The organism is Alteromonas sp. IB21, assembly GCF_016405965.1.
Lineage (GTDB): Bacteria > Pseudomonadota > Gammaproteobacteria > Enterobacterales > Alteromonadaceae > Alteromonas.
On the sequence record NZ_JAEFCD010000016.1, the window covers coordinates 1 to 22,934 of the forward strand.

The following is a 22,934-nucleotide window of genomic DNA, read 5'->3' on the forward strand; positions in this document are numbered from 1 at the left end:
CAGTAGCAGCAATCGCCTTAAATCTTACCTCAGTATCAAATTCAGCTATCGCTTGTGTAGTCAATTCTTCTATCAATTTGTTTAAGCTCAACTTTTTATGCGCAGCCAAAGCCTTCAATCGATTATGCTTATCGTCTGGTAAACGTACGGTTAAAGTAGACATATCAAACTCCTCTCAAATAATCTTCAGGCGCTAACACTCTCAAACCATCAAATTGTAATTCCGCATTTCGCAGGTCTTTTAGGTTATTCGTAATAATGCTCTCGGCATTACCGGCTACTGCAAGTTCAATAAGAAAGTTATCGCCTTCATCTTTTAAATTTGGCCGCCACAAATAATGTATTTGCACCCATTCGCAAACACTAAAAAATGCTGCTAGCAACTCGTTCACTTCGGCCTCGGTAAGCGGGCACAGCTCTTTGATTTTGTTTCGCTTACTAACTGCTTCGTATTCCAAAAATAGGGTTGTGCTAATCAGCGGTTTTAGCTGACCCAACAAGCAACGCCGTATCACTTCACGGGCTGGGCCTGTTTTGCCAATCAGGGCGCTAATAAGTACACTGGTGTCAATAACTACTTTATTCATACTTTGTATGCTAGCGTATATGCTATCATTTTTCAATTTGACAGTGGCAGTTAACAAATAAATGTTGGGGATACAAACACGCGGGCTCTGCTTCGCAGTATAGCCCACGCGTTTGTGCCGCCAAATTAGGGCGTTATGTTTTGGGGAATTTCAGCATGAAGGCTGTTATATTATTTTGTCTTTTCACTTCTTTTTCCCATGCGTCTTCATGCTTCTCTGATTCATCAACAGAACTTGAGACAACGGAAAAATATAAATCACTGTTTGAATTTGAAACGGAAATTCAAGAAGGCTCAGCTGTTATTTCTATTCATATCCCGGTCTCTTTGGAAGGTAAGGAGTATGTTATAGGGGCGGTCTTAATGGACAGCATTGACGATCCAACATTTTTTATCCCTATACACGCGACTAAAGCTAAAAATAGTTATATTGTCGCCTACATACTCAGCCGCGAGCTTGTAAGAAGGCATTTTGTAACATTCACGTACGGGGAAGGTTGTGGTATTTCCGTAACTTTACCGGTTGTTTTAGAGTAAAAACATAACAAACAACTGTTGGCGCTCACTGCGTTCGCTGGGACACAAACACGTAGCCTCCCGTCGCTTCGCTCCGTATTTTAGCCTACGTATTTGTGCCCCAAAGTTGGGTGTTAGGTACTTCCTGTTAATTGACAAATCAAGTCGACTAATTACTATACAACTAATAGACTATCCGGAGATAGAAATGGACATCATCACTATAGGCACTTTTATAGTTATCTCGGTATGCTTAGGTATAGCGGCGATAATGATACTTGAGCCTAAATGGATTCAAATTAGCTACGTCACTTGGTCACGCCCTAAAAAACTAATATTCTCAACTGTAATGTATTTGCCGCTAGTCTTTTTATTAGAAGGTTCATGGCTTATCTTATTGCCTACATTTGTATTTATGAGCTTCATAACGCTGGATAGGCAGAAACATTTTATTAGTTTCAAGCTACGCACCTAACAATCGCATCAACACTCGCTTCGCTCGCTATTTTAGCCTACGTATATTTGCCCGTTATGCGGGCCGTTAGGAGACAAGAGGAATGTTGCAGTACAAAAGGATTTTTATGTTTATTCCTTTATCAATTCTATTGCCAGCATCAATCATTGCGGCTCTGGTTTTGGTCTTTGGCAGAAGTGGCGTATCTACTACTGATGTTTCCTTCTTGGTTACATCGTATATCACCGGTGGAGCTGTAGTCTTTGTGATTTATTGGTGGCTTGCTAAAGGTGTAAGTATAAGCCCATACCTTCATGCTTTCGTTGTGTATCTTTGCAGTTCGTTAATAGCAACTTTTGTACTTATGCTGGTTGTAGGTAAGAGCTATATTTCCCCTACCTTAGCCATTGATAATTTAATTTCAATTATCGTTATAGTTGTAGCAACCAAAGTCGGTTATAAAAACAAGGATGTATCCAGCGATGTCTCCTAACAAAAAAATTATGTCGTCCGCAGGCAGCTTCGCCATTATGCCCACACATCTGCGCCCGTTATGGAAAATTATGTTCATAAGGATGATTTATGAAATCTAAAGTTTTAATAGGAGTTTCTGGTGGCCTTTTCACCATCGTTGTGTTTAGCCTTGGCTTTTTCTCTTCTATTTATTTAACTACATCATTGCATTCTGCTAGCTACACTAAAGAACATGTAGATAACGGCAGGTTTATGCTATACGCGTTAAGACATATCGAAAATGGAGAAATTGAAAAAGCTAGATTAGCTCTAAGAGGTCATGTATCTCACAAGGTGCTTATTACAGATGCTTTTAGACTGCCACCTACGAGTGAACGAGAAGACCAGTTAATTGAAGATTTTTATGCAGAAGTTGTAGATTATTTTAATTCGCAAGGTGGCTTTAATGAAACCATTCAGGTTATTGAAAACGGGAAATGGGTTTCAAAACCTGCACCTACTATGCGAATTCTTGAAGAATTTTCTGCCAAGTGAAGATAATAAACACATAAAATCACTCGCAAGATTGCTGAAATAAAAACACGGTTGCTCCCTTCGCTTCGCTCGGTATTATAGGCTATGTATCTGTGCCCGTTATGCGGGTCGTTATATTTAAAAAGGAATTTCAATTGAAGCCATTTAAGAATCTAAGTTCTAAAAACCTACCGTTAATGTTACTTCTTGCTCGGGTATTAGCTTACGCAGGGTGTTTCGCATTTGCTGCGGGCCTTATATTTCTCTTTGCGAGCATGGTAGTTTTAAGCTCTTTAGCGATTGTAGCAACATCTGGCACTGTACTGCTTTCATTTGCAATTACAGTTTTAGTGGTATCGACTTTATTGGCAGCAATTGTTGCGTTTGAGGATAACTATCGTATTCGTACAGAGCACCTTGTAAGAAATAGTGAAACATAACAACCAACAGTAACATTATCCGCAGATACATCGGCCTAAAACTGTCATTGTATTCGCACCGCTAAATCTAATGTTACGTACCACCTTTAAATGGACTTAAAATGAAACTAGAAGACTTGAACAAGGTTTTACAAATCCTAGAACAGCATCAACCAAAGGGAATAGGCACAATTGCTTTAGCTGAAAAGACAGGAATTGAAATTTACAAACTTAGAAAGTACTTACAAAACTATAAAGATTATTTCGTTGCACTTCCCGATGAGCCAAAATACGCTATCAATAGTTTCGGACGATTCAAGGGTTCTAGAGCTGACATGCTAAAAAACCACAAAAGCGAGCTAGGGAAACAAAAAGTAAAGAGCTATTGGATCTTCTTTTTAATCTGTGCAGGTTGTTTTACTTGCGCCATGGCTAGGTCGCTTAAGTACCTGTAGGCTTCAAGTAACAGTACATTATCACTTGTCAAAAAATGACGGCCCCCCAAACCTTTATGCAAAAGGTACTCCCCTTGCTAACTAATATCGACTAATAAAAAGGCATACGGCTATTGCTTCTCATCCGTTTTCGTAAGACATTAAAACTATCGATATTTATAAGGAAATAAAGTATGAAACATATTGTTTTTGTTTTTATCTTAGTGCTCGTCGGATGTACCTCAACAACGTCACACAGCACACATACGCTCTCTAATACGATGGACATTATAAAAGCCGCTGCTGACTCTGCTCCAAATGGTGCTCCAGGTACGTACACCCTTCAAATAGTGGCCGGGGGTAGTCAAGGGAAGTTTGTCTATTTGAATACAGAAGAAGACTACCGCGACCAGCGAGCCGTAACTGTAGCGCTACCTCCTAGCGTTATTTCACAGTTGTCTGCAAAATATGGAATGCCGCCACAAAACTATTTTATCGGTAAGAAAATCGTTGTTAATGGTGAAGCGCAGCGAGTTAAAATTAGATTGCTATCACAAGGCAAGCCCACAAGTAAGTATTATTATCAAACGCATATTAGATTGATGGACATTTCACAACTTACGATTTTAGATGAACAGGCCTAAGAACGAAAATTCAGTTTCTGTAATCAAGTGGTTTGTTAAGAAGGTGCTCTCCTATGTTTAAATCTATAAACTTTACGCGCAAAATTCGTCCCTATGTCGAAGCCGAACTGGCGTTAGCTCGTAACAAGCAATTTCAACACAATGAGGCAGACGCTTTTGCACATCTAGAAACTGCCCACGTTCTTGGTCAAGCTTCCACCCGACTCCACGTGAAAGTACATGTCATGATGCTTTTATGGGCAGTTAGGCAGCGTGATTTGGGGGAGTTTTGTGGTCAAATCTTTAGAATAATAGGCGCAGCGACAAAAACCGTTTTCGGGCTTGTACCTCATGGAAATACAGGCGGAGTTAACGTTAGTCCATTTAAAGCAATGCCAATTAAACCTAAGCTTGAAAGAGTAATAGAGAAAGCGCGATCGTATGAAAATTAAAATAAATGTTGTTGATGCCTTTACCAACGTTAGGTTTAAAGGCAACCCAGCCGCGGTGGTTATCACTGGAACGTGGCTTAGCGATGCTAAAATGCAGGAAATTGCCGCCGAGAATAACCTTTCCGAAACCGCTTTCTTAGTTGAAGATGATAACGGCGTATTTGCTATCCGCTGGTTTTCCCCGCTTACAGAAATTGACTTCTGTGGGCACGCAACCTTGGCTTCTGCGTTTGTGATTTTTAGCGACAACTATCAACTACCGCACATTACACTTTTAGCAGAGTCTGTGGGAATAATGAGAGTCGTTAGAAAAGACGACGGTTTCATTCAAATGGACTTTCCAAACAGAACGCCAACTCCTGTCGATGACGTCCCCGAGGCATTACTAGCAGGTCTTTCTATTAAGCCCGATAGCGTATTGAAAAATGGTCAAGCTTATTTTGCAGTTTACTCTGACGAAGACGACGTGTTAAGCGTGATACAAGACAGCGAAAAACTTAAAACACTCGCGCCCCATGATGTAGTAGTAACAGCGCCTGGGACACAATTTGATTTTGTGTCACGCTACTTTTGGCCGGCAAACGGTGGAGATGAAGACCCTGTAACAGGGTCAATCCATACTGGTCTAGCCCCCTATTGGGCTAAAAAGTTAGGTAAGACAAAACTTTTGGCCTATCAAGCTTCTAAACGAGGGGGAACCTTAAGATGTGAAGTTGCGGGCGACCGTGTATTTATTTCAGGCCAAGCCGTGTCATACCTTGAAGGTTACATTACTATTTGATGATTGGTATTTTACCCAAATTGGCTCTGTTAGCACTTTTTCTAAAAAGTCAGATACTCCAAGGTAAACGCTGACGATAAACTTGCGACATAGTCCGTGCTGTCAGACCCCAAAAAAAGCGGAAGGCTTCACGCCTTCCGCTTTCTGTCTTTAAGGCAACTACGTCAGCATATTTATTCTCAGTGTATCAGCCCTAATAATCAGCGCCCTACAGCAATACCTTCTCTACGAGGGTCAGCACCGCCAATCAGTTTGCCTGATTTAAACTGTATTCCGTGAAGACCACTGTTTAAATCTACCACTTTAACGTTGTGTCCAAGTGCTTTTAAAGGCTCTTCTAGTTCAGCTATTGGTGTACCCTTCTCTAACGCCGTATAGTCGTTTCTATTAGTGATTTTAGGTAGGTTGATGGCCTGTTGAATATCCAAGCCAAAATCTAAAACACCAATTAGGGTTTGAGCGACATAGCTTACAATTCTAGAGCCGCCCGGTGAGCCGACAACCACCTCTAAGTTACCTTCTTTGTCGAACACCATTGTGGGGCTCATGGCACTTCTCGGGCGCTTACCAGGCTCAACGCGGTTAGGCACTGGAAAACGGTCTTTGGTCGGCGAAAATGAGAAGTCTGTAAGCTGATTATTAAGCAGGAAGCCTTCAACCATGATTCCAGAACCAAACATAAACTCGATGCTAGTTGTCATCGATACCGCGTTGCCCTCTTTATCAACAATAGAAACATGAGAGGTGTTAGGCAGTTCCATTGATGTACCAAGCGCTACATTCGCATCAGCGTAGGGATTTCCCGCGCGTTTGCGGCGCCACGCTTTATCAACCCCAATACTCTCAGCACGGCGCTCTAGGTAAGCCGTGTTGATCATGGCTGCAAACGGAAGATTGGTGAAATCGCTGTCGGCAATAAACTTCTCCCGATCCGCGTACGAAAGCGCGCTCGCTTGGGTATACAGATTTGCAAACTCTACCGAATCCGGTGCGTATTGGCCAAGATTGAAATCTTCTAGCATTTTCAAAATTTGATAAACATTTACACCACCAGAACTAGGCGGTGCCATGCCGCAAATACGTTTCTCGTGATAAAGGCCACAAACAGGTTCACGTTTTACAGGTTCATAGTTTGCTAAATCTTCTAACGTCATCTGACCTGGGTTAATCTCAGCGCTATTCACTGCTTCAACGATTTTTTCAGCAACCTCACCTTTCAATAGATAGTCGCTGCCCTTTTCGGCAATCCCTTTTAATGTTTTGGCTAACTTTTTATTTTTCTTTACCGTGCCTTCTTTTAATGGCAAACCCGCTGGAAAGAAGTAAGTCGAGCTTGCAGGAAAAGTTTTTAGACCAGGGTGATAGTCTAAAGCCACCAGCTTTGCCAGACGTGGTGACACTCTAAAGCCGTCTTCAGCGGTTTTTATCGTATCGTCGAAGAGCGTATTCCAAGGTAGCTTACCGAACTCTCCCTGTGCCATTTCTAACGCTTTTACTGCGCCAGGCACACCTACTGATTTACCGCCTACAACGGCGTCTAACCAGCGCATAGGCTTGCTGCCTTCGATGAACCAATGAGAATTTACGGCTTTTGGCGCGGTTTCGCGGCCGTCAAAGGTGTGAAGTACTTTGTTCTTATTATCCCAATAAAGGATGAAAGCGCCACCACCGATGCCCGACGATTGTGGTTCAACCAAAGAAAGCATTGATTGGACAGCCACGGCCGCGTCGATAGCACTCCCGCCTCTCTCTAAAATATTCTTCCCCGCCCAAGACGCGTAAGGGTTTGCTGCTACGACCATATATTCGTTAGCCTCAAACGCTTTTTTCTCAATGTAGCCTGTGGCTGCCTCTGGCTCACCTACTTCGCGCGTTTGCTTCGCGGTCGCACCAAAAACAAAACAGCTAGTTAATGCAAAGGTAACTACCCAAGCTCTGAACAAAGCACTGCGTCTCAAAATATATTTTCCTCTTATTTAAACTTTTCGGGGTTAATGGGGCGTTTTTTAAGAAACGCATCGAACGCTTCTTGGGCCGCAGTAGTACCCAATGCTTCTAAAAAAATATCAAATTCTTCGTTCATTTGCTGATTAATATGCTCTCCATCGCCTTTTAATAGCGCTTTTGTTTGTCTAAGCGAAAATGAAGGCTTGGCGATGAGTTTATCAACCGTAGCTTGAACTGTCTGATCGATTTCATTGGCATCAGTAATTTTGGTCAAAATTCCGAATTGATATGCGTCGGCAGCAGAGAATGGTTCGCCCAACATTAGCCACTCTGCTGCTTTGATATGCCCTGCAACCTTAGGCAAAAGATAACTTGATGCATATTCAGGAACAAGCCCTAAATTGATGAACGGTAGAACAAATCGGGTATCTGGAGTGGCGTAAACAAAATCGCAGTGAAGCAGCAAGGTAGTTCCTATTCCCACCGCTAACCCATGAACTTGCGCGATGACAGGTATGTTACATGCAGCCAGAGCGCGCATAAACGCTGCGGTTTCCGGCACCTGAGCGTGATCTTGTTGCTGTGCAAAGTCGCCTATATCATTACCTGCAGTAAAACAATCACCCGCACCTTTAATGACAACCACTTTTGTTGAACCATCATTTTTAACACCCAAAATAGCATTCGCCATTGCTTGGTACATATCCCGTGTTAATGCATTCTTTTTCTCTTTACGGTTGAGTGTAATTGTTAAGCACTGCTGATTATTTTCGGTAATGATGTAAGACATAATTACTCCTTTACTGTCGTCTATTTTATATTAGGTGTACTTCAGTTTTCACCCTGTCGGCAATTTCTGTATCATAGCCAGCAAATTCGAAATTCAAAAATAACTAACACTGATGATGTCACTGCCGTTTTCGCTTAAGTATAGCGCTGGTCCTTTATTTGTAGCGCTATGCTCTGTTATTGCATTTTTCTTTGAGCCCATGTCTGGCAACTATTTGGCTTACGACCGGTACGCCATCCAAGGTTTAGAAACCTGGCGCATTATCAGCGGAAATATCGTTCACACCAATGGCTACCACTTAGTTTTAAATTTAGCGGGCCTCGCGCTTTTGTGGGCGCTGCACGGTGAACATTATCGCATTGGCTTGTACTTAAAGGTTTTTGTGTGGTGCTGCTTAGGAACCAGTGTCGGGCTTTATTTTTTCTCTCCAGACCTGATTTGGTACGCAGGTTTGTCTGGCGCGTTACACGGTATTTTCGCATGGGGCGCCTGTGTTGATATAAAAGAGAAAATGAAGTCGGGTTGGTTACTACTTATCGGTTTAGCGATTAAAGTGGGATACGAACAAATTGATGGTAGCAGTGAGGAAATAGCAAACCTTATTGGTGCGAAAGTTGCGGTAGATGCGCATTTATTTGGGGCGCTGACAGGCATGGTTATCTTTTTGCTTATGTTTATCACCGCTAAAAGAAAATAAACGCCCTTGCTATACAGCGGCGCTCTTTCCATGTATTACAGCCGCCTACGGTAGATAAAAAGCGCGTAAACGAAAAAGCTAATGACAATAGAAAGGCCCGAATTCAGTTGAATTCGGGCCTTTTTTCGTAGCCTTTGAAACTAATACGATATGAAAAGCGGTTGTTTTTAAACACTGAGCTTTTCACGAATTAACCGTTTCAGTTATAAATTTTCCTCGAATAGCTTGTAGATACGGCGGTATTCATCAAGCCATGAACTAGGCTGAACAAACCCGTGTGGCTCTACTGGATAAATCGCCGTTTCAAAATCTTCCTTCTCTAACTCGATAAGGCGCTGCACCAATCGCACGGTATCATGGAAAAACACATTGTCATCAACCATTGGCGCGTTGATAAGCAAGGGCTTTTCGAGTCCATCTGCGAAATAGATTGGTGAGCTACGCTCAAACGCGATGGGATCGATATCAGGAGTGTTTAAAATGTTTGCCGTATAGGGTGTGTTGTAATGTGCCCAGTCGGTTACTGGACGGAGTGCTGCACCCGCCGCGAATAGGTCAGGAGCGGTAAACATAGACATAAAGGTTAAGAAACCGCCGTACGATCCGCCATATGTGCCTATGCGCTCGCGATCTACATTTGCGTTGTCTACCAACCAATTCACACCGTCACGTAAGTCCTGCACTTCAGGCGTACCCATTTGGCGATAAATCGCGGTACGCCAATCACGCCCGTAGCCAGCGCTTGCACGGTAATCCATATCAAGCACAACATAGCCTTGCTGCACTAGCATACTGTGGAACATGTATTCTCTGAAATACCCAGACCACCCCATGTGGGCGTTTTGTAAATAGCCTGCGCCGTGGTTAAACACTACCGCTTTGTTTGGTGCTGATTTGTCGTAATTTTCTGGTAGATAAACGCGAGCGTAAATTGGCGCGTCGGTATGCGATGAGTCAATAGCAACGATATTCGGCACTGCCCAAGGGAGTGCATTAAATTCAGCACTGGCGCTTCGCGTAATCTGCTTTGCTGCTGTTGCTTCATCTGCTGGCTTAATATAAAGCTCTTGTGGCTTATTAACTTTGCTATGGCTTAGCAGCAAGTTTTTACCATCAGGGCTAAGTGAATAGTCGGTCATACCATTCAAATCAGTCATGGTGTCGATGGTATTGTCACTTAAATCAGCACGATAAACTTCGTAAAGACCAGGATGCTCTATGTTAGCTTTAAAGTAGATATAGTTGTCATCGTTGGAAAGCGTTAAATCGTCAACAATAAAACGGCCACTGGTCAGCGCGACAGGCTTCTCACCAGGTTTTTGAATATATAAATGCGAGTAGCCAGTATGCTCAGACTGATAGTAAAGGGTCTCGCTGTCATTCAGCCAATCAAACGCGTTGAAACGATAGTTTACCCACGCATCGTCATGAAGCCTGTGTTGGTTTTCCAGCGTTTTATTTGCAAGGTCGACGGTCGCAATCCAGCGGTCTTTGTTGTCCCACGCTTCTAGCATAACCGCGACAGCGTTACCGTTTTTGTGCCAGCGAATCGAAGGTTTGGTCCAGTACCAGCTTTGCAGTAAGGTAATATCTCGGGGCAGACGATTCACTTCATAAGTCTCGCCTCTTGCCTTCGCGTTCTCTGCTTTTACATCTGCAAGTACGTCGTCATTGTAGCCAGGCAAATTAAAGTATTTAAGTTCACTCTTCTCACCTGTTTTCAAATTAAGCAGCCACAGTACGTGATTTACTGATTCTGCATCTGCCACACGTTGGCGTACCGGCTTTGCCGCGATACGGCTGTCTTCTTGAATGTAATGGGGCATGATGTCGCTGTCATCGCGGGTCGGCTTACTTTCAGTAGTTGCAACCACAGCAAAGTTACCCGCAGGCGATACACTGATCCCTGCTAGTCGATGCGACTTGTCGAAATAAAACGGCGAAGGTGCAACGCTGTCGTTCTTTTCAGCCAGTGCTTTTTTTGCATCGTCTTTATCTTTTTTGTTTTTACGCTGTAGCTTGATGTATTCCACCAGCGACTGTTGCTGTTCAGCAATATAATCTTTAGGTGGCTCTACTGCCGTTGGCTCGTCACTAAATTTCCAACTCAACAGCTCTTCACGGGTGCCGTTTGATAGGTCGATAGCAATGAACCGGTCACCACTTAACGCCATTAGGCGGCCATCTGTCATGAAAGAAAGCGTTGAGAGTGCGTTACCGCCACGAGCAATACGCACAGTTTCGCCATTGGTAAATTGCACATAAACACTGTCTTCAAAGGAATAAGCGATGACACCATCGTTCCTTACTACGCGCTCTTTGAAACGATATTTGTGTAAGTCGGATAGCGGCGCTTTAATCACATTCTCAGGATTTGATAGGTCAGCAATATAAACATCTTTGAGTGCACTATTTTGCTTTTCCCTTTCAAACACAATTTTGTCGCCATTAACTGACCAGCCCATACCCTCGGGCAGCGCGCCTATCCATTGAGGATCTGACATGATTTGTTTGAGCGTGATTTCACCGTTTGTTTGGCTGGCTGACGGCGCTACATCAGGTGTGACCGATTGTTGAATACTCGTCGCAGGCAATGGCAAAGAGGTTGTTGTAATTGACGTGTCGTTCGTTGTGCTTGCACATCCACCAAGCGCAAACGTTACGCTGGCCGCGATGAGTAAAGAAGAATATTTTTTCATTATTTTAAGTCGTTGTTATGTAAAAAGCGTTAACATTATACCCAGAGCATTTATCAAAGCGCTAACGTTCATCGATTGTGATAGTGAACCAAACGTAAAGCATCCCCGTTTATGGTTTGTCTACATTGGGTCTCTTACCCTTTCAAAATAACAAAAATTAACTCTCGAGGTAAAACACTATGAAAGCAAAAAGATTTGTACCGGCGTTGCTTACGCTTACCTTTTTAACGTCTACTAGCTTTGCAAATGAATGCCCTAGTGTACTTAAATTTATGAAGCGCAAACTCAATTCTCAAGAAACGGTCAATCTGTGTAACGAATACGGTGGCAAAACGCTGTTAGTGGTTAACACAGCTAGCTATTGCGGTTATACACCACAGTTTGAAGGCTTAGAGGCACTTTACAGTGACTACAAAGACAAAGATTTCGTAGTACTTGGTTTTCCATCTCATGATTTCAATCAGGAAGATAATGATGAAGGTAAAACCGCCGAACTTTGCGAATTAACCTACGGCGTAAAGTTTCCGATGTTTGAACCAATATCGGTAAAAGGTGAAGACGCGGACCCTATGTATCAAATGCTTAAAACTGCTACTGGCAAAGCGCCATCTTGGAATTTCAACAAATACCTGATAGATAGCACGGGCAAGCAAATCACTCACTACCCTAGTTCAACAAAGCCTACCGATCCTGCCTTTATTGCTGATGTTGAAGCGCTATTAAAAAGTGAATAAGTATTGTTGCGTTCATAAGCGCTCTTTGAGCTGTTGATAACGTCTACGATGTTAACGCACATAAAAAAGCCCCGCGTTATACGCGGGGCAATCAAGCACACTCAACTTGGAACACACTTTTAGCTGAAACATACTTCCTACGTTTTAGCTAACTGCATTAATTTAGTGTGTTTAGCCGTTGGTAAGTTCAATAATTTTTTCACTTGCAGCTGAAAAAGCTTCGTTTGCTTGCTCTTCACCCATGTTAAGTCCCTCAGCATAAACGAATTTTACATTGTTAATGCCAACGAAATTTAAAAAGTGTTTTAAGTATGGCGTTTGCGTATCGAAGTCTGAACCTGCATAAACACCACCACGGGCTGCAAAAACCGTAGCTGATTTATTCTCTAACAAGCCCACAGGACCCGTTTCAGTATATTTAAACGTTATACCAGCTCGAGCCACACGGTCAAAATATGCTTTTAGACTTGAAGGAATGCCAAAGTTATACATTGGCACTGCTAACACAATCTCATCAGCTTCCTTTACCGCTTCTACGATATCGTCAGACACTTTAGCCAACGCTTGCTGCGATTCATTTCGTTCAGAAGCCTCAGTCATCCAAGCCTGCATTTCTTCACCCGTTAGGTGAGGTAGCGCTAGCGAGGCTACATCGACGCGGTTGATACGTACCGAGTCATCCTTTCCCATTTTAGAAAGGTACTCGTTTGCAAGCTTTGAAGAATTACCTTCACTGCCATTAAGGCTGGAAAATATCGCTAAAACTTTTTTCATGCCGAACTCCAATATTCGTTGTTTCGATGATGCGAAGTTATATTAGAGCAATTAGATTGAATGAAAATATCAAAAAGATGAAGGGTGCGTTCTATTTTGTAGAACATGATCTTACGTGTTCGAGACGCATTGTAAAAATAATGAAAACATTACATTGCGTTAATGTTGCAAGAAGGATGATCTTCCCACAATTCCCTAGCGTAATCGAGTCTGCTACAACACAATTAAGAGGATACGAAAAATGAGAAGGACCAAGGCTCTCCTTGCATGTTCAATATTACCACTATTTCTAATTGGTTGCTCTGATGATGACGATGATGAAGTAGTTGAAGTCCCCGCCCCCGTTATCGAGTATTCAAATGTACGCGTTGTTCACGCAGCATCTGACGCTCCGATGGTTAATATTACCGCTAACGATGCCATACTAAACGGTTTGGAAAATGTTGATTATCAAGTTGCTTCATCGCGTTTTGAAGTAGAAACAGGAACCTACGACATTGGCGTAACAGGTATTCTTCCTGGAGAAGACGCTGAAGTATTACAGGCTGACGTTACGCTTGAAGCTGATATGAACTACGATATTTTTGCCGTAGGAAATGTTAGCGACGAGACACTGGCATTGTTAACAGTAACCAGCATGGAAACCGCGGTCGAGGCAGGAAACGCGCAGGTACAAATTGTACATGCAGCATCCATGGCTCCAACAGTTGATATTTATGTTACCGCGCCCGATGCAGATATTACTGCGGAACAGCCACTTGTAACGGCAGAATTTACTGACTCAACAGATTTGATTCAAGTGCCTGCGGGCGATTATCAAATTCGTATTACACCGGCGGGCGAGACTACGGTTGTGTATGATTCTGGTACTGTAAACCTAGCCGACGGTGCTGATTTACTCATAGCCGCAACTAACAATGTTGGCACGGGTGATTCACCCGTAACACTTCTAGCTGCAGACGGCGATAGCAGTTTCAAAATATGGGATGCAGAAGCGGGTTCAGAAATCCGCGTAGTGCATGGTATTAGTGACGCGCCAGCGGTTGATGTTATAGCAAATAACGAAATTGTACTGGTAGACGGCATTCAGTTTCCGCGAACCACCGATTACTTGTCTGTTGCTGCAGGTGACTACCTAATCGATGTTGTAGCTGATAGTGACAATAGTGTTGTGGCAGTTGACGATGCTGAATTGACGCTAGAAGTGGGTATGTCATATACCGCCATAGCAAACAACGTTTTAGCCGCACCAGAACTTGATGTTCTTGTTGATATGCCTCGCTCTGTAGCAACTGAAGCCAAAGTGCGTATTGTTCACGCTTCACCTTCAGCAGGCAACGTGGATATTTATGTAACCGCAGATGGTGAAATTGATGCAGTTGAACCAGCTTTTGCCGATATTGCTTATCAAACTGGCGAATTAGTTGAGACGGGCTATGTAAGCTTGGCAGAAGGCGACTATGTAGTCACTGTTACGCCAACAGGCACCAAAACAGCGGCGATAGAAACGGGCGTGCTCTCGTTAGAAAATGGCGAAATATATACTGCGATTGCGCTAGACGGTGCTATGGAGGGCGACTTACCTCAACTAGCATTACTTGATGGTCTGGCTCCACCTCCGCCAGCTTTTAACGCCGACATGACTTATAATGTAAGCCTAAGCGGTTCTCAAGAAGTGCCCGCTGTTACTACCACGTCTTCTGCAACAGCAGTAGTTGAAATTGACGAAGATCTACCAGCGTTTAGCGTGAGTGTTGATGTTTCAGGCCTAACCGACGTTACTGGTGTGCACGTACACGATGGTGGCATTGGTATGAATGGACCAGTTGCTTTCCCACTCACTGATGCTGGCAACGGTACTTATGTTTTAGCTGAAACTAATATATCACCTAGCAACTTAGATGCGCTGACTAATGGTGAATGGTACTTAAATGTACACACTACAGCGAACCCTAGCGGCGAAGTACGTGGTCAAATTGTTCCTGACACGACAGCGGTGGTTACTTTTTCACTAAGTGGCAGCCAAGAGGTTCCAGCGGTCGATACAATGGCAATGGGCTCTGGCTATGCGCTTTTCGATACGACCAACAATAATGTTTCCCTTGTAGCGGTAACCACCATCGAAAACGCGACGATGGCACATATTCATACTGGCTTCGCCGGTGTAAATGGCCCTGTGCTAGAAGCGCTTGTTGAAAGTGAAGAAACAGCTGGTGTTTGGATGACAGATGGAAGCCTAACGCTAGATGAAGCAACAGCTACGCAGTTACTTTCAGGCGGTCACTATGTCAATGTTCACACTGCCGCGTTTACTGGTGGCGAAATTCGCGGCCAGATCACGCCTGACAACATTGAAGTGTACGGCATTATCGCCAACGGGCAACAAGAGGTACCTGCCGTGACTACCGATGCGAGCGGCGCTGGCGCATTTACCCTTAACACGTCTACAGGCGCATTGTCAGGTAGTGTAACTATTACCGGTATGACAGCGAATATGGCGCATATCCACGAAGGTGAAGCGGGCGCAAACGGTAATGTATTATTGGGACTCACTGCCGGTGCAGATGGTATGTGGTCAGTACCAACTAATACAACGTTAACGGCTGAGCAAATGGGTGTTATGGCAGACGGTGGTCTTTACACTAACTTCCACTCAGATGCATTTCCAAGTGGTGAAATTCGCGGTCAGATCACATTAGGCTTCGACTAAACGAAGTAAGCCAAACGTATTACGTTTCACACTTACTGAGACTTAAGCAAAATAATAAAGGGGCCTAGGCCCCTTTCTCGTATATTAAAAAAAGAAAAACGTTATCTAAATTGTATTCAGCGCTGCTTCAAAATCTTCAATCAGATCCTGCGTGTCTTCAATACCTACCGATATACGCAGCATGGTATCAGAAATTCCCATTAGTTCTCGCTCTGCGGCTGTATTTTCAAAATAGATAGTAGGTGCAACAGGTAGCGCCAGCGTACGATTGTCGCCCAAGTGAGTAGCACAAATCACCAACTTCATTTCATTTAAAAATGCCACCGGATCAGCACCTTCGATCAGATCGAAACTTAAAATAGCGCCGTAGCCGCCGTTCAAATACTCCCGGGCCATGAAATGCTGTGGATGATCGGCAAGCCCAGGATAAAAGACCTTAGATACTTTAGCGTGATTATCCAAAAATGTAGCGAGTTGCATTGCGTTATGCTGACTTCGTGACAAACGCAGAGCTAAGGTTTCCATGCCTAACGCAATGGCAGAAGCAGATTGCGGAGCTAGCGTAGCACCTAAATCCCGTAAACCTTTCTTCTTAATCTGGGTAATTCCCCATTGTGCAGTGTCTGCAACTTGATAAGCAGGTTTTAGGTTATCAAACTTTGTCCAGTCAAAGTTACCCGTATCGACTACTGCACCACCTAAAACGTTGCCGTGACCAGCGATGTATTTCGTCAGCGAGCAGAATACTAACGACGCCTTTACGTTTTTTGCGTAAAAAACGGGCGGAGGCGTCATGGTGTTATCAATCATAAACAGCATGTGTTTTTCTTCGCAGAATAGACCGATGGCGTGAAGGTCGGCAACCTGCGTCACAGGGTTAGCTACAGTCTCTGTATAAACACCTTTAGTGTTTGGACGATAGGCTTCTTTCACCTGCTGAATGTCAGTCACATCTGTGTAGGTAACCTGTACGCCAAAATCTTTAATTGTTTCAAAAAAGCTGCGCGTATTTCCGAAAAGGTATTGGCTAACAATTAAATGGTCGCCCGATTTAAGCAATGCAAATAAAGTGCTGCTTATCGCTGCCATACCCGTCGAATAACAAAGTGTGCCAACGCCTCCTTCAAGGTCATTGAGCATATTTTGTAGCGCCGCGACAGAAGGTGATGAAGAACGCGAATAAACATGGGCAGCACGTTTGCCTTGAAACGCGTCTATAATGCCCTGCGCATCTTTAAACTCAAAAAGAACGGAATTAGACGTACTGCTATGAACACCGCCATGCTCTGGGGTATTTAGCATACGATCAGAATGAACCTGACGGGTTGTGAATCCCAATTTTGTCACGGGTAAAGCTCCGAAAATAGATGTTTGCGACTTTGCCATGCGCTCACCGCTATCTTACTTGATACGGTTGCGTACTTACCACTTCACCAGAAATGATTATGGCTTTGTTATGCAGTTTTTAGGATATTTTGCGCAAACATTATCATAAAACGTATAGATAGTTTGCATTTGTTCATCTATGTTAGTCACTTTCTGAATAATTGGCCCTAGCACAATTGCCTTTCTAGCGTAGTCCAACCCAATGACTTGAATAGGTATTTCGGCTTCACGAGCAATATGCATAAACCCTGTTTTCCATGGGTAAATGGGGCTTCTTGTCCCTTCTGGCGCCAACGCTAGAATAAGCGTGTCAGCCTCTTTAATCCTATTCGCTATAGATGTTACCACACCGTGCGCTTTGCTCCTTTCAACCGGAATACCACCGAGTCTTCTCACTATCGCGCCTAAAGGCGGCTTGAATATAGTGTGTTTTCCAAAAAAATTAATATTCAGCTTAAATGAAAAGACAATGAATAAACCAATAAAGAAGTCCCAATTAGATGTGTGTGGTGCTACCGCTAAAATGGCTTTTTTCTGATTAATCAGCTCACCTTCCACGTGCCAACCTCGCTTTGTGAGCACCCATGCCGCAAATGTCGACAACCAATTTGGCCATTTTCGAGGAATATTTTTTCCGACAATAACATTATTGGCAGACTGAGAATACGTGCTAGGGTGTGAGGGTTCTGTCATTATTATTATGCTCTATTTTCTTGGTTTAATGCGGCTCAATAATTACGTGATTAATGAGAGCTTAACAAGTGAGTGCTCAATAAGTCGCAATTTTTAGCGCTCTCAAAGTATCTATAAAGGCCTAATTATTTTGCTTTAGACAAACCGTAAGGCTGTATTTATTTCTGCGAAGAGTAATCAAATTAGACATGTAAAACAATTGTTAACATGAATATGAAGGGCCGGTTAGAACATTCGAAAGAGAAAAGGTTCGAAAATTTAAGTATGTGTATTCTATTTATCGCTAACAAAATGCGAGAGGACTACCCGCTAATTATTGCAGCAAATCGGGATGAGTTTTACGCGCGCCCGACCGCCCCATCTTCCTTTTGGGATGGGCATCCTAATTTACTTGCCGGGCAGGATTTAGAGGCTAACGGTACCTGGATGGGCGTTACGCGTAATGGAAACTTGGCGGCACTCACCAATGTCAGAGACCCGCACAATATCAACAAAAATGCGATATCACGGGGTGAATTAGTCGCTAACTGGTTAAAGCAGGACTCTGTTGATACGAGACACGCTGCGCAATCACAATACTTGGCAACACTCGAAAATACACGTTCACAATATAATGGCTATAACTTGCTATTTGGTCATGTCGACGCACTAAGGGTTTACAATAACGTAAACAATTCGACCCATTTTATCGAAAAAGGCGTGTACGGTTTATCAAACGCAGATATAGCCACACCTTGGCCAAAAGTAACGCAAGGCGTAACGGCATTGAACCATTATGTAATAAATGAAGACGTCATAAATGATGACGACTTGTTTGCTATTTTGCGCCGTGACAATAAAGCCGACGACGCGCTACTTCCCGATACGGGAGTGGGTTATGAATGGGAAAAGGCGCTATCTTCGATTTTTATTCAAACCGAGAAATACGGAACGCGCACGTCTACCCTGCTGCTGGTAGATAAAAACAAAACGCTGACTTGGAAAGAACGACGCTTTTCAGATAAAGGCGAAACACTTGAAACCCGTAAATTTTCCTTTGCAATTTAGGGTGTTTTTGAAATGAAACTTTCGTTTACGTTTTCTTTAGCCGATTAATTGAAATATTTTCAATCTTTAGGGGTCGTTTTTTCTACCATCGGTGGCATAATGCCTGCCTGCTATCTTTTGCACACCAACGTAACGTGAGGACATATCGTGTTTGAAGTATTACCCCATCTCGCCCCAGATCCAATTCTTGGCCTGTCTGCTGCTTTTCGCGAAGACACCAACCCAAATAAAATCGATTTAGGTGTTGGCGTTTACAAAGATGAGCAAGGTAATACCCCTATTCTTTCAAGTGTTGCTAAAGCGCAAAAAGTGCTTTTAGACACAGAAACCAGCAAAACCTATATCACGCCTCAGGGCAACCAAGGTTTCATCGATGGTATGTTGTCTTTGCTGTTAGGTAAGAATAGCCCAGTTCTTCTTGCAGACCGCGTAGCTGCGGTTCAAGCGCCAGGCGGTTGCGGTGCGCTGCGTATCCTTTCAGAGCTACTCGTTCGCTGTAACGAAAACGGCAAGGTATGGGTAAGTGACCCAACATGGGCAAACCACATTCCACTTATCGGCTCTGCGGGCCTTAAAATTGAAACCTACCCGTACTTCGATAAGGCGTCAGCAAGCATTCGCTTTGACGCCATGATGGAAACCCTTCGCAAAGCTGAAAAGGGCGATATCGTGCTTTTACACGGTTGCTGTCACAACCCAACAGGTGCTGACCTTACCAATGCACAATGGGATGAAGTACTAGAAGTAGCGAAAGAGCGCGAGTTCCTGCCTTTCATCGACGTGGCTTATCTGGGTTTTGGTGAAGGCTTAGAAGAAGACGCTTACGGCATGCGTTTGTTGGTAGAAAATCTGCCAGAAGTTATCGTTGCAGCATCGTGTTCTAAAAACTTTGGCCTATACCGCGAGCGCGTTGGTCTTGCAGCTATTATCACTGAAGATTCAGCAACCCGTAAAATTGCACAGGGTCAGATTCAATCAATCGCACGCGGTATCTACTCTATGCCGCCAAGCTACGGCGGTGCATTGGTTGACATAATCCTAGCTGACGAGGCCCTTAACAACGAATGGGTATCTGAGGTGAACGAAATGCGCGATCGCATGAAGTCTCTACGTGCCATGCTTGTTCAAAACCTTCACGACAATGGTTCACCTAAAGACTTTAGTTTCGTGAACGACCAAAAAGGTATGTTCTCGTTCTTGTGTATTACACCTGAGCAAGTACGCGAAGTACGTGAAAAGCACAGTGTGTATTTTGTTGATTCGAGCCGCGTAAACATTGCAGGCATCAACCAAGAAAACGTAGAAACGCTAGCGAAAGCATTAGTATCAGTGCTTTAAGCGAAAGCTGACCGTTTTAAGAACTTATAAAGGCAGAGTGAAAACTCTGCCTTTTTTGTTTACCTCAGATTAATCTCGCTTTCTATATGTGCGGTAAACAGCCTTACCATGCCATTAAAGGCAGTTGGTTACACTTCCTAATAAATTTACGCCGTTCTCTACATGCACTTTTTACTAAGCTGAATAAGCAATAATAATTACACTGGAACAAGGTTGACGTGCACATTAACTTTGAAAATAGGCTAGTGTGCATGTATTGCTCTAATCCCTTTAGTTGAAAAGGAGATCGTTATGAGGTTGATAATAAGACTTTTGAGTTTAGCCGTCGCTGCATACGCCTGTTACAGTGGGGCTATAACCGGCGAATGGAAAGCATCTGTCGCTATCGTTGCTCTTTGTGCATTGGTGTTTTTAGTATCATTTGCCACAAAAACTCGCAGCAGCACATCCGGTTCTAACGCAGACAGTAGCGCTGCGCTTTACACACCAACAAGCAACTCAAGCTCATCTTGCGGCAGTGATGCCGGCGGCGGTGACTGCTAAAACCAAATGGGTCAGAGTCTGAGGTATCCCCACAAATAATATAACGATGTCAGTGAGATAAAAAAGATAGGAACATTCATGACGTTTGGTGATCAGATCAATCGCCAAACTTCACCGAGGCCAAACAGCCATGAATACCCTATCTCTTGTGAACAATGTCGTATCGCTTGTCAGCTATAAAATGCATAAAACTTGTCGGGGTGCGTCATCAAGAATTACATTGCAACAAGACGAAAGAGAAACCAGCCACACACAAAACATTTTTAAAGAGGTTGCACGCTATATTACCTTCTCACTGTCGCCCTATTATCGTCACTGACGCAGGGTATAAATCGCCTTGGTTTAGAGAAGTTAAGGCACTAGGATGGGATATTGTTGGGCGTATCCGCAAGCCACATTTTTACTCGCTTGATAGAGGAAATACGTGGCAGAGTATTCGACACCTTTATGCTCAAGCAACCTGTCGGCCTAAGAGTTTTGATAACAGCCAAATAGTAAGAGGTAATCCTTTTGCCCGTACGCTAGTTCTGTTCAAACAGAAAACGAAATGACGTCATGCTTTAAACCCAGATGGTACGCGCAATGCTTCAAAATGCTCAAAAGTCCATGCGTAAGGAGCGAAAGATCCGTGGCTGTTAGCGACTTCACTAGAATCTCACCGAAGCTTGTCGAAACAGGTCGTTGCTATTTATCGCCAGCGCATGCAGATTGAAGAAGGCTCTAGAGACATGAAAAGCACGAAGTTCGGGCTTGGATATAAGCAAGATAAAAGTGTTAAGAAGCAGCGTTTAACAATCCTAATATTGCTGACTACGTTAGCGTCACTAGTGGCTATACTACTGAGTATGGTGCTCGTCTCTTCCCACAAACATCGGCGCTTCTAAGCCAATACCGAAACCAGAAGCGTGCTGTCATTCCATTACCTTGGACTCAGGGCTGTCGCTTGCCGAATACGATTCACTATGCGACTGTGGAAAGCTGCACTCCAATGGTACAGCTCCATCGTTGACGCTGTCTGAGCCGGAGCCACATGAAATTAAATTCGTGGGGATCCCTCAGACTCTGACCCCATTATTTTATTTGAGGGCGCGGAGGCCTTGGGTGAGGAGTCGGTCTAGTGCGTTGGCGAAGTTTTGCTTGTCGCGCTGTGAAAAGGCTTTGGGCCCTCCGGTGTGTTCGCCGCTTGAGCGCATGGTATCCATAAAATCTCGCATACCCAATATCTGCTTGATAGACGACTTATCGTATTCTTCACCACGATTGTTAAGCGCTAGGGCATTTTTCGCCAGCACATCAGCCGCTAAGGGAATGTCGTTAGTAATCACCAGATCACCGGCTTCGCACTTCTCCACAATATAATCATCTGCGGCATCGAAGCCAGACGGCACCTGGGTCAATGTTATATGTTTGTCTGGTGGAACAGACATAGAATGGTTAGCCACCAAAGACAAAGGCAGCTTTGTTCGTCTGGCTGCCTTAAAAAGAATGTCTTTGATTACTGCAGGGCACGCGTCGGCGTCAACCCATATATGCATGGTCGTATCTCGTAATTAAATCCTATTACGCTAGCATACCACCATCTACCACCACTGTCGTGCCCGTGGTGTAGCTTGAAGCATCTGATACTAGATACAGTACAGTACCCGCCATTTCATCGGGATCGGCAACACGACCAAGAGGAATGACTTTAAGCGCATGTTTAAGAATTTGCTCATTGGTTGTTAGCGCCGATGCAAATTTAGTATCTGTTAATCCAGGTAGAAGCGCGTTTACGCGAATGTTCAGGCTACCGCATTCTTTCGCGAACGATTTCGTCATGCTGATAACCGCCGCTTTAGTAATAGAGTAGATTCCCTGCATATCGCCCGGGGTGACACCGTTTACAGACGCTGTATTTAAAATTACGCCACCGCCCTGCTCTTTCATCATTTTGCCCGCTTCAATCGACATGAAGAAATAACCACGGATATTTACGTCTACAGTTTTGTTGTACGCGCCTAGGTCGGTATCTAGGATGTGACCGAAATACGGATTGGCTGCCGCATTATTTACAAGAATGTCCAGTTTGCCAAAATCGCGTTTGATTACATTGAAGGCTTCAGTAATTTGTTCCATTTCGCCTACGTGGCACGCCAATGCGGTAGCTTTACCGCCTGCGTCACGAATAGATGACGCAACCGCTTCACAGCCGTCAATTTTACGGCTTGACACAATTACATGCGCTCCGTACTGGGCAAGCAAACGGGCAATAGATTCCCCAATACCACGGCTAGCGCCAGTGACCAGTGCCACTTTTCCTGTTAAATCGAACAAGTTCTTCATCA

Annotated in this window: 26 protein-coding genes; 16 read left to right on the plus strand and 10 right to left on the minus strand. The window is 43.7% G+C overall.

Features of this window, described 5'->3' with window-relative positions; all coding sequences use genetic code 11:
* Positions 1–163, minus strand: a 163-nt coding sequence (locus JC525_RS20120) for a toxin-antitoxin system HicB family antitoxin (RefSeq protein ID WP_198816037.1), incomplete at its 3' end; no start/stop codon positions are given.
* Position 164: 1 nt separating this feature from the next.
* The gene (locus JC525_RS11885) at positions 165–587 is read right to left on the minus strand and encodes a putative toxin-antitoxin system toxin component, PIN family (protein WP_198816038.1); all 423 of its coding nucleotides are present in this window, start codon (positions 585–587) and stop codon (positions 165–167) included.
* 155 nt (positions 588–742) lie between these two features.
* On the opposite strand from JC525_RS11885, the gene JC525_RS11890 reads away from it, so the two are divergent.
* The 8 genes from JC525_RS11890 to JC525_RS11925 all read left to right on the plus strand — a co-directional run bounded on the left by JC525_RS11890 (position 743) and on the right by JC525_RS11925 (position 5,252).
* On the plus strand, positions 743–1,123 hold the full coding sequence (locus JC525_RS11890) for a hypothetical protein (protein ID WP_198816039.1): 381 nt from the start codon (positions 743–745) through the stop codon (positions 1,121–1,123).
* Between the two features lie 560 nt (positions 1,124–1,683).
* Positions 1,684–2,049, plus strand: coding sequence for a hypothetical protein (locus JC525_RS11895; RefSeq protein ID WP_198816040.1), 366 nt, complete (start codon positions 1,684–1,686; stop codon positions 2,047–2,049).
* 89 nt (positions 2,050–2,138) lie between these two features.
* Positions 2,139–2,564 (plus strand): hypothetical protein, encoded by a 426-nt coding sequence (locus JC525_RS11900; protein WP_198816041.1) that lies wholly within the window; start codon positions 2,139–2,141, stop codon positions 2,562–2,564.
* Positions 2,565–2,698: 134 nt separating this feature from the next.
* Complete coding sequence (locus tag JC525_RS11905) at positions 2,699–2,983, plus strand: hypothetical protein (protein ID WP_159120594.1); 285 nt, start codon at positions 2,699–2,701, stop codon at positions 2,981–2,983.
* A 101-nt stretch (positions 2,984–3,084) separates the two neighbouring features.
* Positions 3,085–3,417: a hypothetical protein gene (locus tag JC525_RS11910; protein ID WP_198816042.1), complete on the plus strand. Its 333-nt coding sequence runs from the start codon at positions 3,085–3,087 to the stop codon at positions 3,415–3,417.
* Between the two features lie 173 nt (positions 3,418–3,590).
* Positions 3,591–4,040, plus strand: coding sequence for a hypothetical protein (locus JC525_RS11915; RefSeq protein WP_198816043.1), 450 nt, complete (start codon positions 3,591–3,593; stop codon positions 4,038–4,040).
* Positions 4,041–4,093: 53 nt separating this feature from the next.
* The gene (locus tag JC525_RS11920; RefSeq protein WP_198816044.1) at positions 4,094–4,471 is read left to right on the plus strand and encodes a DUF3703 domain-containing protein; all 378 of its coding nucleotides are present in this window, start codon (positions 4,094–4,096) and stop codon (positions 4,469–4,471) included.
* On the plus strand, positions 4,461–5,252 hold the full coding sequence (locus JC525_RS11925; RefSeq protein WP_198816045.1) for a PhzF family phenazine biosynthesis protein: 792 nt from the start codon (positions 4,461–4,463) through the stop codon (positions 5,250–5,252). Before JC525_RS11920 ends, JC525_RS11925 begins: the two co-directional genes overlap by 11 nt.
* Before the next feature lie 200 nt (positions 5,253–5,452).
* On the opposite strand, the gene ggt is transcribed toward JC525_RS11925, so the two are convergent.
* Positions 5,453–7,210 carry a gamma-glutamyltransferase gene (ggt, locus tag JC525_RS11930; protein WP_198816046.1) on the minus strand — a complete coding sequence of 586 codons (1,758 nt, stop codon included), beginning with the start codon at positions 7,208–7,210 and terminating at the stop codon, positions 5,453–5,455.
* A gap of 14 nt (positions 7,211–7,224) precedes the next feature.
* Complete coding sequence (locus tag JC525_RS11935; protein ID WP_198816047.1) at positions 7,225–7,989, minus strand: enoyl-CoA hydratase; 765 nt, start codon at positions 7,987–7,989, stop codon at positions 7,225–7,227.
* A gap of 112 nt (positions 7,990–8,101) precedes the next feature.
* Here JC525_RS11935 and rrtA point away from each other — a divergent pair, with 112 nt between their 5' ends.
* Positions 8,102–8,686: a rhombosortase gene (gene rrtA, locus JC525_RS11940; protein ID WP_198816048.1), complete on the plus strand. Its 585-nt coding sequence runs from the start codon at positions 8,102–8,104 to the stop codon at positions 8,684–8,686.
* Between the two features lie 203 nt (positions 8,687–8,889).
* Here rrtA and JC525_RS11945 read toward each other — a convergent pair whose 3' ends face one another.
* On the minus strand, positions 8,890–11,385 hold the full coding sequence (locus tag JC525_RS11945; RefSeq protein WP_198816049.1) for a prolyl oligopeptidase family serine peptidase: 2,496 nt from the start codon (positions 11,383–11,385) through the stop codon (positions 8,890–8,892).
* A 179-nt stretch (positions 11,386–11,564) separates the two neighbouring features.
* On the opposite strand from JC525_RS11945, the gene JC525_RS11950 reads away from it, so the two are divergent.
* Complete coding sequence (locus tag JC525_RS11950) at positions 11,565–12,119, plus strand: glutathione peroxidase (protein ID WP_198816050.1); 555 nt, start codon at positions 11,565–11,567, stop codon at positions 12,117–12,119.
* 171 nt (positions 12,120–12,290) lie between these two features.
* Here JC525_RS11950 and JC525_RS11955 read toward each other — a convergent pair whose 3' ends face one another.
* Complete coding sequence (locus JC525_RS11955; RefSeq protein ID WP_159120583.1) at positions 12,291–12,893, minus strand: FMN-dependent NADH-azoreductase; 603 nt, start codon at positions 12,891–12,893, stop codon at positions 12,291–12,293.
* 241 nt (positions 12,894–13,134) lie between these two features.
* Between JC525_RS11955 and JC525_RS11960 the strand changes: the two genes are divergently transcribed.
* Positions 13,135–15,603, plus strand: a complete 2,469-nt coding sequence (locus JC525_RS11960) for a CHRD domain-containing protein (RefSeq protein ID WP_198816051.1) — start codon at positions 13,135–13,137, stop codon at positions 15,601–15,603.
* Positions 15,604–15,708: 105 nt separating this feature from the next.
* Here the strand turns inward: JC525_RS11960 and JC525_RS11965 are convergent, their stop codons facing one another.
* A complete protein-coding gene (locus JC525_RS11965; protein WP_198816109.1) occupies positions 15,709–16,950 on the minus strand; it encodes a cystathionine gamma-synthase family protein in 1,242 nt (413 codons plus the stop codon).
* A gap of 96 nt (positions 16,951–17,046) precedes the next feature.
* Positions 17,047–17,682, minus strand: a complete 636-nt coding sequence (locus JC525_RS11970; RefSeq protein ID WP_198816052.1) for a 1-acyl-sn-glycerol-3-phosphate acyltransferase — start codon at positions 17,680–17,682, stop codon at positions 17,047–17,049.
* A 264-nt stretch (positions 17,683–17,946) separates the two neighbouring features.
* Here JC525_RS11970 and JC525_RS11975 point away from each other — a divergent pair, with 264 nt between their 5' ends.
* From JC525_RS11975 to JC525_RS19925, 5 genes are all read left to right on the plus strand, one after another.
* Positions 17,947–18,729, plus strand: a complete 783-nt coding sequence (locus JC525_RS11975) for an NRDE family protein (RefSeq protein ID WP_198816053.1) — start codon at positions 17,947–17,949, stop codon at positions 18,727–18,729.
* Between the two features lie 147 nt (positions 18,730–18,876).
* Entirely contained in the window at positions 18,877–20,067 is a 1,191-nt protein-coding gene (locus tag JC525_RS11980) for an amino acid aminotransferase (RefSeq protein ID WP_198816054.1), read from the plus strand.
* A 291-nt stretch (positions 20,068–20,358) separates the two neighbouring features.
* The gene (locus JC525_RS11985) at positions 20,359–20,610 is read left to right on the plus strand and encodes a hypothetical protein (protein WP_198816055.1); all 252 of its coding nucleotides are present in this window, start codon (positions 20,359–20,361) and stop codon (positions 20,608–20,610) included.
* Between the two features lie 155 nt (positions 20,611–20,765).
* The gene (locus JC525_RS19920; RefSeq protein WP_233095153.1) at positions 20,766–21,161 is read left to right on the plus strand and encodes a transposase; all 396 of its coding nucleotides are present in this window, start codon (positions 20,766–20,768) and stop codon (positions 21,159–21,161) included.
* Between the two features lie 81 nt (positions 21,162–21,242).
* Positions 21,243–21,494 (plus strand): transposase, encoded by a 252-nt coding sequence (locus JC525_RS19925; protein ID WP_442859553.1) that lies wholly within the window; start codon positions 21,243–21,245, stop codon positions 21,492–21,494.
* A gap of 192 nt (positions 21,495–21,686) precedes the next feature.
* On the opposite strand, the gene JC525_RS11995 is transcribed toward JC525_RS19925, so the two are convergent.
* A complete protein-coding gene (locus JC525_RS11995; RefSeq protein WP_198816056.1) occupies positions 21,687–22,145 on the minus strand; it encodes a YaiI/YqxD family protein in 459 nt (152 codons plus the stop codon).
* A gap of 25 nt (positions 22,146–22,170) precedes the next feature.
* The gene (locus JC525_RS12000) at positions 22,171–22,932 is read right to left on the minus strand and encodes an SDR family oxidoreductase (RefSeq protein ID WP_120959090.1); all 762 of its coding nucleotides are present in this window, start codon (positions 22,930–22,932) and stop codon (positions 22,171–22,173) included.
* Positions 22,933–22,934 lie beyond the last annotated feature (2 nt).